This window comes from Streptomyces sp. NPDC058985 (assembly GCF_042740985.1).
Taxonomy (GTDB): Bacteria; Actinomycetota; Actinomycetes; order Streptomycetales; family Streptomycetaceae; genus Streptomyces.
Genome location: NZ_JBHYJX010000027.1, coordinates 22,904 through 35,878 on the forward strand (window position 1 = coordinate 22,904; position 12,975 = coordinate 35,878).

General features: G+C 69.3%; 8 protein-coding genes and 1 pseudogene. 3 read left to right on the forward strand and 6 right to left on the reverse strand.

Going from position 1 to position 12,975, the window contains the following annotated elements; genetic code table 11:
• Positions 1-25 precede the first annotated feature (25 nt).
• Entirely contained in the window at positions 26-886 is an 861-nt protein-coding gene (locus tag ACFW01_RS22890; protein ID WP_384506206.1) for a (2Fe-2S)-binding protein, read from the reverse strand.
• Between the two features lie 227 nt (positions 887-1,113).
• Between ACFW01_RS22890 and ACFW01_RS22895 the strand changes: the two genes are divergently transcribed.
• Positions 1,114-2,337: a DMT family transporter gene (locus tag ACFW01_RS22895; protein ID WP_384506095.1), complete on the forward strand. Its 1,224-nt coding sequence runs from the start codon at positions 1,114-1,116 to the stop codon at positions 2,335-2,337.
• Here the strand turns inward: ACFW01_RS22895 and ACFW01_RS22900 are convergent.
• The gene (locus ACFW01_RS22900) at positions 2,327-3,658 is read right to left on the reverse strand and encodes a transglycosylase family protein (RefSeq protein ID WP_384506098.1); all 1,332 of its coding nucleotides are present in this window, start codon (positions 3,656-3,658) and stop codon (positions 2,327-2,329) included. The two genes, ACFW01_RS22895 and ACFW01_RS22900, sit on opposite strands and share 11 nt — an antisense overlap.
• 293 nt (positions 3,659-3,951) lie before the next feature.
• On the opposite strand from ACFW01_RS22900, the gene gndA reads away from it, so the two are divergent.
• Complete coding sequence (gene gndA, locus ACFW01_RS22905) at positions 3,952-5,391, forward strand: NADP-dependent phosphogluconate dehydrogenase (protein WP_234955514.1); 1,440 nt, start codon at positions 3,952-3,954, stop codon at positions 5,389-5,391.
• A gap of 520 nt (positions 5,392-5,911) precedes the next feature.
• Here gndA and ACFW01_RS22910 read toward each other — a convergent pair.
• The 3 genes from ACFW01_RS22910 to panD are packed head-to-tail and all read right to left on the reverse strand — an operon-like array spanning position 5,912 to position 7,405.
• On the reverse strand, positions 5,912-6,580 hold the full coding sequence (locus ACFW01_RS22910; protein WP_384506102.1) for an aspartate/glutamate racemase family protein: 669 nt from the start codon (positions 6,578-6,580) through the stop codon (positions 5,912-5,914).
• A gap of 29 nt (positions 6,581-6,609) precedes the next feature.
• Positions 6,610-6,954, reverse strand: a complete 345-nt coding sequence (locus ACFW01_RS22915; protein WP_234955509.1) for a GNAT family N-acetyltransferase — start codon at positions 6,952-6,954, stop codon at positions 6,610-6,612.
• A gap of 31 nt (positions 6,955-6,985) precedes the next feature.
• Positions 6,986-7,405 (reverse strand): aspartate 1-decarboxylase, encoded by a 420-nt coding sequence (panD, locus tag ACFW01_RS22920; RefSeq protein WP_234955507.1) that lies wholly within the window; start codon positions 7,403-7,405, stop codon positions 6,986-6,988.
• 366 nt (positions 7,406-7,771) lie between these two features.
• Between panD and ACFW01_RS22925 the strand changes: the two are divergent.
• Positions 7,772-8,048 (forward strand): annotated as a pseudogene (locus ACFW01_RS22925) (hypothetical protein); the annotation flags it as partial.
• A 4-nt stretch (positions 8,049-8,052) separates the two neighbouring features.
• On the opposite strand, the gene ACFW01_RS22930 reads toward ACFW01_RS22925, so the two are convergent.
• Positions 8,053-12,882, reverse strand: coding sequence for an FG-GAP-like repeat-containing protein (locus ACFW01_RS22930; protein ID WP_384506107.1), 4,830 nt, complete (start codon positions 12,880-12,882; stop codon positions 8,053-8,055).
• Positions 12,883-12,975 lie beyond the last annotated feature (93 nt).

Sequence of the window (12,975 nt, forward strand, 5' to 3'; positions counted from 1 at the left end):
CTCATGGTCACCCAGACGGGGCGCCTTAGGAAGAGCGCGGGGCCCGCGGAGACCGGGAGGATCCCGGCGGCCGCGGTCCGGGTGGCTGCGATCCCGGTGACTGCGATCCCGGCGGCTGCGATCCCGGTGGCTGCGGGAAGCAGCAGTCGCCGCACACGCCCGCTCCGGGAACCCGGTAGTACAGGCAGCAGCTGCGGCGCCGGAAGGCGGTGCCGGTGAGGGTGCCGGTCCCGGCGAGCAAGGGGTGGGCGAGCAGTCCCGCGGTCAGGGCCGCGGCCCGCCCTGCCGTGTCCGTACGGCCGTGGCGGCGGGCCCAGCGGTCCAGTTCCCGGCCGGCGCCGGCCAGCGCGGAGGCCGCGTTGCCCCACAGCAGCCCGGTCGCGACGCCGTACCTGTCGTGCACCGCGGCCGTCAGGGGCGCCAGGTGGGCGGTGAGCACGATGTCCGCGAGGGTGTCGGTGTCCGCCGGCCTCGCGGACCGCACCTCGGCGAGCCAGAGGTCGTCGGGCGCGGTGGCGTCGGGGTCCCAGCGCAGCAGGCCCGGGGCGAGGTCGGGGACCCGGCCGGTGAGGGCGGCGCAGGCCAGCGCCACCGACCACAGGCGGGCCGCGAGCCCCTGCTGGGCGACGGACGCGGCGACCCGGGCCTCGGGGGCGCGCAGGGCGTCCGCCACCCTCCGGACGCGGTGGGCCAGAGGGTCGGCCAGGAGGTCGCCCGACGGTCCGGGCGGAACCGGAACATGAACGTCCGGGCCGGTGTTCCCGTAATCCGGTGCATAGGCGTGGGCGAGGGTGGGAAGGGGCCGGGGCGGCGACGGCCGGGAGGCGCGCAGGACGAAGAAGCCGCCGAGCGGGCGGAGTACGGCGAGGGCGGGGTCGAGGTCCACGGACAGCAGTACTATCAAGCCCCGTAGGGGTCGCGACCAGGGGTACCTGACCAAAGTCGCCCACCCTGGGGAGGACGACGGGGTCGTCGTACTCCATCGGTAGTAGGACCCAATGAAGTCTCAGGGACGACGACGGGAAGACCCTGAGGCGGCATCGTGTTGTCCATGGAAGACGACCGTTCGCCGCGCCGGGCCCAGCGCCCCCGCCTCACGCAGAGGATCAGCCGATGAGCGCCCTCGCGTTGTCCGTGCTTCTGTCGCTCGTCTCCGCCGTGGCATACGCGGGCGGAGCGATCGTGCAGGAGCAGGTCGCGGCGTCCTCCTCGGCCGCTCAGTACGCGCCGCTGCGCCGGCCCGGCTGGTGGGCGGCGGTCGCGCTCAACGGCCTCGGCGGCCTGCTGCACGTCGTGGCGCTCGCTCTCGGTCCGCTCAGCCTGGTGCAGCCGCTGGGTGCGCTGACCATCGTCTTCGCGCTGCCCATGGCGGCGCTGTTCGTGGGCCGCAAGGCCGGTGCCACGGCCTGGCGCGGCGCGGTCATGGCCACGGTCGGCCTCGCCGGTCTGCTCTCCCTGGTCGGCGCGGCCGACGCGCAGTCGCTGGACACGGCACAGCGGATCGGCGCGGCCGTCGTCACCGGCGCGGTGATCGTCGCGCTGATGATCGCCGCCCGGGCCGTACACCGTCACCCGGCGGTCCGCAGCATCCTGCTGGCGGTCGCGTCCGGCATCGCGTTCGGCATGTCCTCGGTCTTCACCAAGACGGTCGCGGTCGACTGGAGCGGCGGGCTGTCCGCCGCCGACCTGCCGTCCATGGCCGTGATCGGCGTGCTCGCCACGGCGGGCATGGTGCTGTCGCAGGCCTCCTACCGGGGCGCCGGCCTCGCCGCCCCGCTCGCCACGCTGACGGTGGTGAACCCGGTGGTGGCCGCCGTGGTCGGCATCACGATGTTCGGCGAAACCTTCCGGTACGGCACCACCGGCACCGCGCTCGCCCTGAGCTGCGGCGTGGTCGCGGCGGGCGGACTGATCCTGCTGACGACGGAGCGGATCGCACGGGAGTCGGCGTCCGCCGGGGAGGGCGAGGCGCGGGAAGCCGAGCAGCCCGAGGTGCTTCTTGGAGCGGACGGGGCGGAACCGGTCGCGATGCCGACGGGCCCGGCCCCGGTATCGACGGGTCCGGTCCCGGTATCGACGGGTCCGGTTCCGGCAGCTGTCGCGGCGGAGGCGGCGGGCGTTGAGGTGGCGCGGTTGCCCGAGAAGGTCCTGGTGCCCTTCCCGGTGCCACCGTCGGTGCCGGCGGCCGCGCCCGCCGAGGACTCCGCGAAGGAGTTGTACGCGGCACGGAGCCGGGCGGAGAGCGACGACGCCCCGCTCTCCTACGGCCCCTTCTACGGCGGCCCGTTCGTGCCGCCGCCCCTGTTCAGCCCGCACCGGGTCCGGGTCAGATCCTGACCCCTCCGGCCCGCAGGTACGCCAGCGGGTCGACGTCGGAACCGAAGCCGGGCCCGGTCCGCACCTCGAAGTGCAGATGCGGGCCCGTGACGTTGCCGGTGGAGCCGGATCGTCCGATGCGCTGACCGGCGTTCACCGACTGCCCGTCCCGGACGGAGATCGCCGAGAGGTGGGCGTACTGCGAGTAACGGCCGTCGGTGTGCCGGACGACCACCTGGTACCCGTAGGAACCGCCCCAGCCCGCGCTGACGACCCGGCCGGCCGCGACCGACTTGATCGAGGTGCCGGTGGGGACGGGGAAGTCGACGCCGGTGTGGTAGCCCTTCGACCAGGAGGAGCCCGACTGGTGGTAGGGCGTGCCGACGGCGCCGTCGACGGGAGCGACGACGGCGCGGTGCGTGGTGGCCTTGTCCTCGCTGGTCCTGGTCTTGCTCTTGGCCTTGCTGGTGCCGCTGTCGGAGGAGGACTTCCCAGGGGCCTTCCGCTGCTCCCGCTCCTGCTGCTTCTGCGGCTTCTCCTGCTTCTTCTCCTGCTTTTCCCGCGGCTTCTCCCGCTCCCGTGGTTGCTCCTGCTTCGGCCGCGGGGTGGCGGTCCCGGAGCCGGTGCGGGGGGCCGTACCCGCCGTCCCACCGCGCAGCGACAGGCGCTGACCGGGCAGGATCAGATCGGGGTCCGATCCGACGGCGTCGCGGTTGGCCTCGTACAGCCCCTGCCAGCCGCCGCCGACCCGGTGGGTGTCGGCGATGCCGGAGAGGGTGTCGCCGGTGACCACCGTGTACATGCGGCCCTTGCCGGCCCGGGACTGCGGCGTGGTCTGCGGCTGGATGTCCTTCACCGAGTCCGCCTCGGCGGCGGGCTTCCTGGCGGACTTCTCTGAGGGCGTGCCGGCGGACTTCTGGTCCCCCGCTCCTCCCCCGGCCGGCCGGATGTCCGGCGTGTCGCCGCCCCGGGTCAGTCCGGCCCGCTGCGAGCACACCGGCCAGGCGCCGGGTCCCTGTCCGTCGAGCACCCTCTCGGCGATGGCGATCTGCTGGTCCTTGGTGGCCAGGTCGGCACGCGGGGCGTACCGGGTGCCGCCGAACGCCTCCCAGGTGGACTGGGTGAACTGCAACCCGCCGTAGTAGCCGTTGCCGGTGTTGATGTCCCAGTCGTTGGTGGACTCGCAGGCGGCGACCTTGTCCCAGGTCTCCACGTCGGCCGCCTGGGCCGTGCCGGTACCGACGAGCGGGAGGGCCAGACCCGCGCCGCCCGCGGTGACGGTCAGTGAGGCGCGGTTGATCCTGTTCGGCTGATACCGGCGGTGCCGGCCGCGTACGGCCATGGAGGTCCCCCTCGACATTGCGTCAGGAGGGGCAAAAGTAAGCGCCGCGAACAGGCCATGACAAGACGGCAATCGGCCGGTTCGTCCCGTCAAGTGGCGCGGAATGGACGCCCGTTGGCCGGATGCACCGTCCGCCCGCTGAGGCGCGGAGCCTGTTCCGTGCGTACTGGAGCCCGCCGGGCCAGAAAGTGCGACCGGCGAACGGGCACGTCAGGATGGTCACGGGGCGGAACCGGCCATACTGGCGGACACGACCGGCACCACCGACACCAAGGTCACTAGGAGCCATCCCAATGAGCAGCACAGCGCAGATCGGCGTCACGGGTCTCGCGGTCATGGGCCGCAACCTCGCCCGCAACTTCGCCCGCAACGGCTACACGGTCGCGTTGCACAACCGCACGGCGTCGCGCACGCACGCGCTGGTGGAGGAGTTCGGCGGCGAGGGCGACTTCGTCGCGACCGAGACCGCCAAGGAGTTCGTGGCGGCGCTGGAGCGGCCCCGTCGACTGGTGATCATGGTCAAGGCCGGTGACCCGACCGACGCGGTGATCCAGGAGTTCGCCCCGCTCCTCGAACCGGGTGACATGATCATCGACGGGGGCAACGCACACTTCGCGGACACCAGGCGCCGGGAACGCGAACTGCGCGAGCAGGGCATCCACTTCGTCGGCACGGGCATCTCCGGCGGCGAGGAGGGCGCGCTGCACGGCCCGAGCATCATGCCGGGCGGCTCGAAGGAGTCGTACGGATCGCTGGGCCCGATGCTGGAGAAGATCTCCGCGAAGGCCGCGGACGAGGCGCCCTGCGTCACGCACGTGGGCCCCGACGGGGCCGGGCACTTCGTGAAGATGGTGCACAACGGCATCGAGTACGCCGACATGCAGCTGATCGGCGAGGCGTACCAGCTGCTGCGCGACGTCGCCGGGTACTCCCCCGCCCAGATCGCCGACATCTTCCGCACATGGAACACCGGCCGGCTGGACTCGTACCTGATCGAGATCACCGCCGAGGTGCTGTCGCACGTGGACGCGGAGACCGGCAAGCCGTTCGTGGACGTGGTGGTCGACCAGGCCGAGCAGAAGGGCACGGGCCGCTGGACGGTGCAGATCGCGCTGGACCTGGGCGTGCCGGTGTCCGGTATCGCGGAGGCCGTCTTCGCCCGGTCCCTGTCCGGGCACGCGGCGCTGAGGGAGGCCTCGCGGGGGCTGGAGGGGCCGAAGGCGTCGGCGCTCGGCGAGTCGGAGGCGGCCGCCTTCGCCGACCGCGTCGAGCAGGCGCTGTACGCGTCGAAGATCGTCTCGTACACGCAGGGCTTCCACGAGATCGCGGCGGGCAGCGAGGAGTACGGCTGGGACATCGACCTGGGCGCGGTCTCCGCGATCTGGCGTGGCGGCTGCATCATCCGCGCGGCCTTCCTGGACCGCATCCGCGCCGCGTACGACGCCCGTCCCGACCTGCCGAGTCTGCTGTCGGACGAGACCTTCGCCCAGGAGATCGCCGCCGCCCAGGACGACTGGCGCGAGGTCCTGGTCGCCGCGACCCGGCAGGGCGTGCCGACGCCCGGCTTCGCCGCCGCCCTCGCCTACTACGACGCGCTGCGCGCCGAGCGGCTGCCCGCGGCGCTGACGCAGGGGCAGCGTGACTTCTTCGGCGCGCACACGTACCGGAGGACGGACCGGGACGGCGCGTTCCACACGCTGTGGGGCGGGGACCGGTCGGAGGTCACGGCGTAACGCGCGGCGTAACGCGCGGCGAGGCGACGGCAGGCCGAAGGGGCCGGTGGACGGCCGCGGTGGGATCGCGGTGAGACCGCGGTGCGTGAGAGCGCGGTGGGACCCGTCCACCGGCCCCTTCCCCTTGGTTGCCTTGGTTGCCCCTGGTCGGCCCGGGTGTCCCTCAGGTGAGGGGCGGTCCCGGTTCCGGGTTGGGCACCGGCTCCGGTCCCGGCGGGATCGGTGACGGCGAGGGCTCGGGAGGCCCCGGCGGCTGAGGGCCGGGGCCCGGGGGCTGCGGCGTGGGTTCCGGGCCGGGCCCCGGAGGCGGAGGCGGCGGGGTCGGTTCCGGGCCCGGGCTCGGTGGCGGCACCGGGTCGGGGTGCGGCTGGGGCTCCGGGTCCGGACCTGGTGCGGGCCCCGGAGTGGGCCCCGGCGGAACGGGATCCGGATACGGGTTCGTCATGGCGCTGTCCTCCGGCCAGTCGGTCGACGTCGGCTCTGGACTTGTCCCCCGCCTACCCGCCGCCCGCCGCCGCACTCACTCCCCCGCATGAACCCCCGGGCCCAGGTGGCCGAGGCGTGCCGCCTCCGCTCCGGCGGCCAGTCCGGGCGCGGGGCTGGCGAGCACCGGGACACGGGTTCGGGCCGACTCCCGGGCCGGCGCCATGGATGCCTGGGCCAGGACGATCACGTCGGCACCGGTGACGGCGTCGGCGGCCTCGGTCACCAGCCGCAGACAGCCCTCGGTGTCACCGGCCTCGAACCGCGCCCAGGCCCCCTCGACCAGCCGGGTCCGCAGCCGCACGGCACGTCCGGCACGCCGGGCCTCCTCCTCGACCAGGGCCGCCGTCGGGGCGAGCGTGCTCTCCAGGGCGGCGAGGACGACGACACGTGGACCGGCCGCCACCGCGGCGGCGGCCATGGGCCGGTCGACCCGCAGCACTGGCACCCCGGCCTCCCCGGCGGCGCCCTCGGCGACGGCACCGATGGTGGAGCAGGTGCACAGCACGGCCCTCGCCCCTTCCGCCGCGGCCCGCCGCAAGGCGCCACGAACGGCGTCCGTCACCGCCTCGGGGCCCTCGCGCCGCGCCCGTTCCAGCAACCCGGCGTCGACGTGATGCCGCAGCTCCAGACCCGGGTGCGCCGCGTCGCGCAGGGCATCGAAGACCGGGACGTGGACGGGCGAGGTGTGCAGCAGTGCCAGCAAGCGCGCTCTCCTTGGTCCCTCGACCCCGGTCAGAACTGCTCGGGGTGCGCCACGAGCCACTCCTTGGCCGCGCGCAGCAGCTCGGGATCGGCGGCGGGCGCCTCGTCGGGATGACGCTCGGCCCATTTCACGACGTACGGGCAGAGCGGGGCGACGGCGACGTCCTCGCGGCGTGCCAGGGCGTACAGCTCACGCGCCAGCGAGCCCGCGATCCCCCGGCCCTCGTGGGCCGGTTCGACGATGGTGTGGACGGGGACGAGGGCCCGCTCGGGAGCCTCCAGGACGAAGTACTCGACCCGGCCTACAACCTCGCCGGCCGCGAGCGCCTCCAGCCGGCCCGCCGCCCGGTCGTCACGGATCTCGATGTCGCTCACGGCCACGCTCCTCGTCCCCTGGATCGGTACGTCAGACCGACACGGCCTGCGGGCTGCGCTCCTGGTCCGAACCGGGCACCGGCTCGGACGCGTCGGCACCCAGGGCGACGATACGGTTGTCGCCGTCCACGTGCACGACCCGCGGCCGCAGCGCCCGCGCCTCGGCGTCGGTGACCTGGGCGTAGCTGATGATGATCACCAGGTCCCCGGGGTGCACGAGATGCGCGGCGGCCCCGTTGATCCCGACCACCCCGGACCCCCGCTCCCCCTCGATGACGTACGTCTCCAGCCGGGCCCCGTTGGTGATGTCCACGATGTGCACCAGTTCCCCGGGCAGCAGGTCGGCGGCGTCGAGCAGATCGGCGTCGATGGTCACCGATCCCACGTAGTGCAGGTCGGCCTGGGTGACGGTGGCGCGGTGGATCTTGGACTTGAGAACAGTGCGCAGCACTTTGGACTCCTATGTGACGGCTCCCCGCCGCTTTCTGCAGGTCAGGGGCGTTGTTCACTGTACACCGACAATCCTCACACTCGAAGATGCTGAGGAACATCGATCCATCTCGGGTGAGAAGGTTCCTCACCTGCCAATCCGCGTAGTATCAGGCTGTTGCGCTATCGCCGTCCAAGGACCCGCTCGAGTACCTGCCTCGGAGTATGCGGGGACTCATACTGACCAGATGCTGACTTACCTGACGATGCGCCAGGAAGGCACTACGTTGAGCACGGAGCCATCCTCTGCGTCGACCTGGAAGTCGTTCAACGAACCCGGCAGCCTGGGGCTTCATCCGGCACCAAAGCATTAGGCGGTCGAGTGAATCTGCGACTGCTTGATGCCCCATCGTCGCCTGTGCGTGGCCCGCAGGATGGTCCGCGCCAGGGCATCGTGGCCGCGATCACCCACCACGGCACCCAAGCACGGCGATGGACTGAGCACCGACCGCCGGGGCGTGGAGAGAACCTTCGCGTGGCTGCACGGCTTCCGACGCCTACGGATTCGCCGGGAACAGCGAGCCTATCTACGAAGCGCTCCTTACTGGCGAGGACAGCGAGGGCTGCCGCGCAACTCGTGCTGTGCGGCAGCCCTTCTGCTGTGACCGGTTACCAGGTGCCTGGGTCGGCGTACCAGGACCCACGCGGTCCGGGGAAGGTGCCATCCGGTTGGCTGAGCAGTGTGTAGGCGCGGCTGGCGCCAATGGCGTAGTTGTACATGGTGGCGATGTCGGCGTGGCCGTCGTTGTTGGTGTCGCCGGAGACGACGGCTCCGGTGCTGGTGGAGTACCAGTTTCCGGTGCCCGACTTCCAGCTGGCTACGGGCGGGGTGAAGCCTCCGTCGGTGTTGGCCGTGAAGGTGTGGGCGCCGGTTACGCCGTCGCCGTAGTCGTAGATGAAGGCTGCGTCGTGGCGGCCGTCGCCGTTGTAGTCACCGGTGGTGAATTTGATGTCTGCCTTGTCCCATGTGCCGGCCGCGGCGTTCCAGGACTTGACTGGGGTGGTGAAGCCGCCGCTTGCGGTGGCGGGGAGAGTGAACAGTGCCACTTCTCCGCTGCTGTAGGCGTAGTAGGCGATGATGTCGTCTCGGCCGTCGCCGTTGGCGTCGCCTGCGGAGTAGGTGACGTTGGAGGAGTACCAGTTGCCCGTACCGGACTTCCAGCTGGCTATTGGGGTGTTGAAGGTACCGTCTTCTTTTGCGAGGAGTGTGTGGGTGCCGGTGACGCCGTCGCTGTAGTCGTAGACGATGGCGAGGTCGGACCGTTTGTCGCCGTTGAAATCGCCGGCAACGAGTTTGGTTCGGTTCCAGTCCCAGCCAGAGGGGAGTTCGGCGCTCTTGACCCAGTGCTTGAAGGTGCCATCGCCTTCACTGATGAAGGTCATCGCGATGGTCGTTCCGTCAGAGTATCCGTAGAGTGCGGCCACGTCGTCACGGCCGTCACCGTTGAAGTCGCCTGTGGCGAAGCGGGCGTGTTCGTAGTGGAAGTTTCCCTTTCCGCTGGCCCATGCCTGTGTCGGCGGAGCGAAGCGGCCCTGTTCGTCTGCGGTGAAGGTGTGCAGTGATGTGGTGCCTGCTTGGTAGTCGTAGGCGGTGATCAGGTCGGAGCGCCCGTCCCCGTCGACGTCGCCCATCAGGTCGGTGCGTAGGTGGGCTGTACGGTCCTCGGGCTTGTGCTCGAGGGCGGTGCGGCTGTGGCGGTTCCAGCGGATGTAGCCGTTCTCGAAGGTCGTGCTCACACCGCCAGTGACTTCTTCCTCAGTGGAGCGGGGAAGTCCGAGCCACCCTTCGGCTCCGTTCAGGGCCAGCCACTTGGTCCGGATCGCGTTGGTCACCGGCCACGCTCCGGTGGCGCTGGTCCAGTAGACGGAGCCGGTGTCGGCAGCTTCGCCCCGTCGACGGAAGTGCTGATACCTGCCCGAGCGGATCGGGAGCGTCAGCTCGTCTGTGGTCGGGTAGCCCATGACCGTTGTGGCACCCATATCGCGGTATCGGGCGTAGATGCCTCCTTGTATCGAGTGTCCTCCGTACTCGGAGATCCAGTAGATGGCTCCGGCTCGTCCGTCCTTGCTGAAGGTCGAGAAGAATCCGACGCCGTCGCTGGTGCGTCGTTCGTCGCTGGTGGGGTAGCCGAGGCTTCCGCCTTCGCGGGCCATGGCAGTCCATTTCGCCCAGATACCACCGCGTACGGACCAGGCTCCGGTGGCCGGGCTCCAGTAGATGGATCGGTTGTTGCTGGTGGAGTCGCTGGACCGGAAGTGGGCGTATCGGCCGACCTTGTCGGGTGCCGTGACGATGTCGGTACTGGGATAGCCGAAGACCGAGGAGCCTCCCAGGGCCTTGTACTTCGCCAGCACCGGGCCGCACAACTGGTGTGTGGTCGTAGCCCCGGCAGAGGTGGGAAACGACTCGCACTCCGCCCACGGGGTGCCGCTCATGACCAGGTCGCGTGCCGCAGCGAAAGCGCTGCCGTTGGTGAGGGCTCGCCCGGGAAACTCGATGACCTTCCCTTCTCCGTCACGCGCCCACAGGTCGGCGTACCCGTCGTTCTCGAAGTCACCGTTGGTGGCAAGGTGCGGGTATCGGGCGCCGGTGAAGCCGGTGCCGATGGAGGTCTGGCGTACGGCGGTATCGCCGTAGACGGACAGGTCGGCGCTGGTACGTGAATCGGCGTCGGTGAGCAGACGGCTGGTGTACTGGTGGATATTGCCGCTCTGGGTGTTGCGGACCCACAGTTCGGGGAGGCTGTCGCCGTTGAGGTCGCCGGGCGCCAGGAGCGTCATGTCTTGCCAGTCGGTGTTGCCGAGAAGGATGGCTTGGAAGCTGACCTCGTCCAGGTAGGGGCTGCCTCGTGAACCGAGGTACAGCCACAACTGGTCTCCGGTTTTGACGAGCAGGTCGGGGGAGTCAGCGTCCGTGATGACACCGTCGTCGTTGTCGTCGTTGAGGCTGCTGACGGAGAGGATCTGATCGGCGTTGTGCCAGCGGTTCTCGCTCTCCTCCAGCACCGTCAGTTCGTAGCGCCCGCTGTCCTGCTCGTTGAGTTCTCCGTTGCCGCTGTTGGTGTAGACCCATAGTTCCTTACGGTTTGGGTCCTCGGCTCCGTTCTGGAGGGTGACGAGGTCTTCGTAGTAGTCCTCGTTCCAGCTGGCTCGGTGGGCGAGGGTGGTGCCGGCGAAGGAGGCCGAGGCTGCGTCGCGGCTGACGCCGAACTTGCCGTTGCCCAGGCCGGGGTGCATGCGCAGTGCGCCGGATCCCGGGTCGACCGACCACAGGTCGACGTTGTTGTCCCCGTTCAGGTCACCGGCTTTGTCGCGCGTGGCCGACCGGGTCGGGGTAAAGAGGTAGGTGCGCACGCTGGAGCGGTTGCCGGCGGCGTCGAGGCTGCGGACGTAGAGGTACTGAGGGCCTGCAGCAAGGGGGGTGTACTTGACTGCCGGGGAAGGTCCCCCAGGGGTGGCGGCGTTGACGTAGCGCTCGGTGGTGTCGTCTTCCGTCCACCATGCGTAACGCGTGACGTCTTTGACTCCGTTCGCGGTGAAGACGAAGGTGCCCTCGGTCCGAGCTGGGGATCCGTCGGTGTTCTCGGGGAACTGCTGGGACGTTACTCCAGGGAGGTTGGCTGGGCGTTCTTTGTCGATGGTGAATTCGCAGCGGCCGGCCCAGGGGCTGTTGGCGTGGCCGTCGCTGACCCGCACGTCCCACCAGTAGGTGCCCGTGGGAAGGTTCTTGGTGTCGATGCGCAGGGAGGCGTAGGTGTTGCGCGCTCCGCTGCGTTTGGTCCGGACGACGTCCTCGTCGGCGTTGAGGGGTGCGTAGAGGAACTCTGTTGTGAGGGTAGCGTCGTCGGCGTCCTTCATGCGTGCACGCAGGGTGATGTGGTCGGTCAGACCGATGGTGCCGCCGGTGCAGGGGACGGAGGGGTTGATGGAGCGTTCAGTGGGTTTGGTGGGGGGTGTGTTGTAGTAGGTGGAGATGCGGGCGGTGTCGGGGTCGAAGAGCCGCCAGGACGTGTCGATGGTGGTGTTCTTCGAGGTCAGAACGAACGCCCAGTTGGCCCATTTGGCACGGGCGGCCGAGCTGACTGCCGACGTGACGTCGAATTCGACGAGTCCGGCGCTGTCGGCGGGGCAGTTGCGTCCACCGAAGGATTCTCCGGAGGAGTCGACGACGCCTCCCCAGGTGGGTTGGTTGTTCCAGGTGATGTTGGTGGGGAGGGTCTTTCCGATGCTCCGGATCTGCAGCTGTCCTGACTTGCATGACCATGACCCGGCGTGTGTCTGCTTGATGCGCAGTGTGGATTCGAGTATCTGTTTGCCTGCCAGGTTGCCGGTGCCGATTCGGAAGTAGGTGTTGGCTCGGACTGTGCCGCCGTTTTGGTTGTCGTTGGCGTAGCCAACGCGGGCGCTCTTGGACAGGGTGCCGCCGTTGTAGTAGACGGTGTTGGCGGTGCTGGGCCAGGCACTGTGCTTGTATGCGACTGACCACGCGTTTTTCCAGGCAGGTTTGGCCCAGGTGGGGTCGATGACTACGGGGAATACCGTGTCGGGTGAGGTGAGAAGTTGCTGGTCGGGCGTGAGGGTGAGGGTGGTGTCGTCAAGGGCTACTTTGAGGTCTGCCTGCCGTGAGCCTTCTGGTGAGCCGTCGGCGGGGTCGTGCGGGGCTGTGCTGAGGCCGGCAGCTCGCGTCTGCTGGTTTGCTTTCGTGTCGTTCTCGGTTGCAGCTCCTGCCGAGTCCCACATCCGAGGGGTGGGGGTGGCGAACACGGTCTGTCCTGCGGCGTCGGCGGCGCGTACCTCGCCGTTTTGTGACGCCTGAAGGTCGAGTCCTTTGCTGTCAATTCCGAAGCTGATGCTCTTGAGGTCGGGGTTCTCGGCGGCTTCGGCGCTTTTGACGATCAGTGAGTGGGAGACTGAGGAACCGCCGGTGGTGATTTTGAGGTCGACTCCGGGGAACACCTCGGGGTAGGTAGCCGTGTTGTCGTCCAGTGTCGGCGTCGGCAGGTTGTGGGGCCAGGTCAAAGTGATGGTCCTGCCGGCGCTGCCGAGGGTTGCAAGCTTCTTGTCCCCGCCGTTCGACAGGGAGAGGTCAAGACCGACGGCTTTGGGTTCGATGCGGTTGTTCTTCACCGCGAGCGTAGTGTCGATCTGCACCAGCGAACCGCTGCGCCAAGTTCGGACGGGTACGAGAGACTGGTCGACGCGAAGAGTCCCGTTGGGGTTGACGTAGACGTCGTCCGTCTCGGTGCGTCCCGACTGCACTTCAACGGGTTCCCCCGTTTCTTTCGCCCTTTCTTTTGCCTGACTTATCTCTTTCTGAAGTTTTTCGTTTTCCGTGAGGGCGGACGGGGTCACGTCAGATTCTTTGGGTGATGCGCTCGCAGTGGTTGCAGGAAGGGCGAGGAAGGTTGCTGCAAGGGTCATGAGGGTGAGCGCGGACATCGCCTTCTTGCGGATCCCCCCAGGACCAGAAGCAGTCCTTTTTGTGTATGCCAAGGAATTGCCTTCCGTTTCTCTATCGCCGTCTTCATCTGT

What these genes read in the sequence shown, in the direction of transcription:
- ACFW01_RS22895 (WP_384506095.1), top strand. Translation starts at nt 1,114, where the DNA reads ATGAGCGCCCTCGCGTTGTCCGTGCTTCTGTCGCTCGTCTCCGCCGTG.
- ACFW01_RS22900 (WP_384506098.1), bottom strand. Translation starts at nt 3,658, where the DNA reads ATGGCCGTACGCGGCCGGCACCGCCGGTATCAGCCGAACAGGATCAAC.
- gndA (WP_234955514.1), top strand. Translation starts at nt 3,952, where the DNA reads ATGAGCAGCACAGCGCAGATCGGCGTCACGGGTCTCGCGGTCATGGGC.
- ACFW01_RS22930 (WP_384506107.1), bottom strand. Translation starts at nt 12,882, where the DNA reads ATGTCCGCGCTCACCCTCATGACCCTTGCAGCAACCTTCCTCGCCCTT.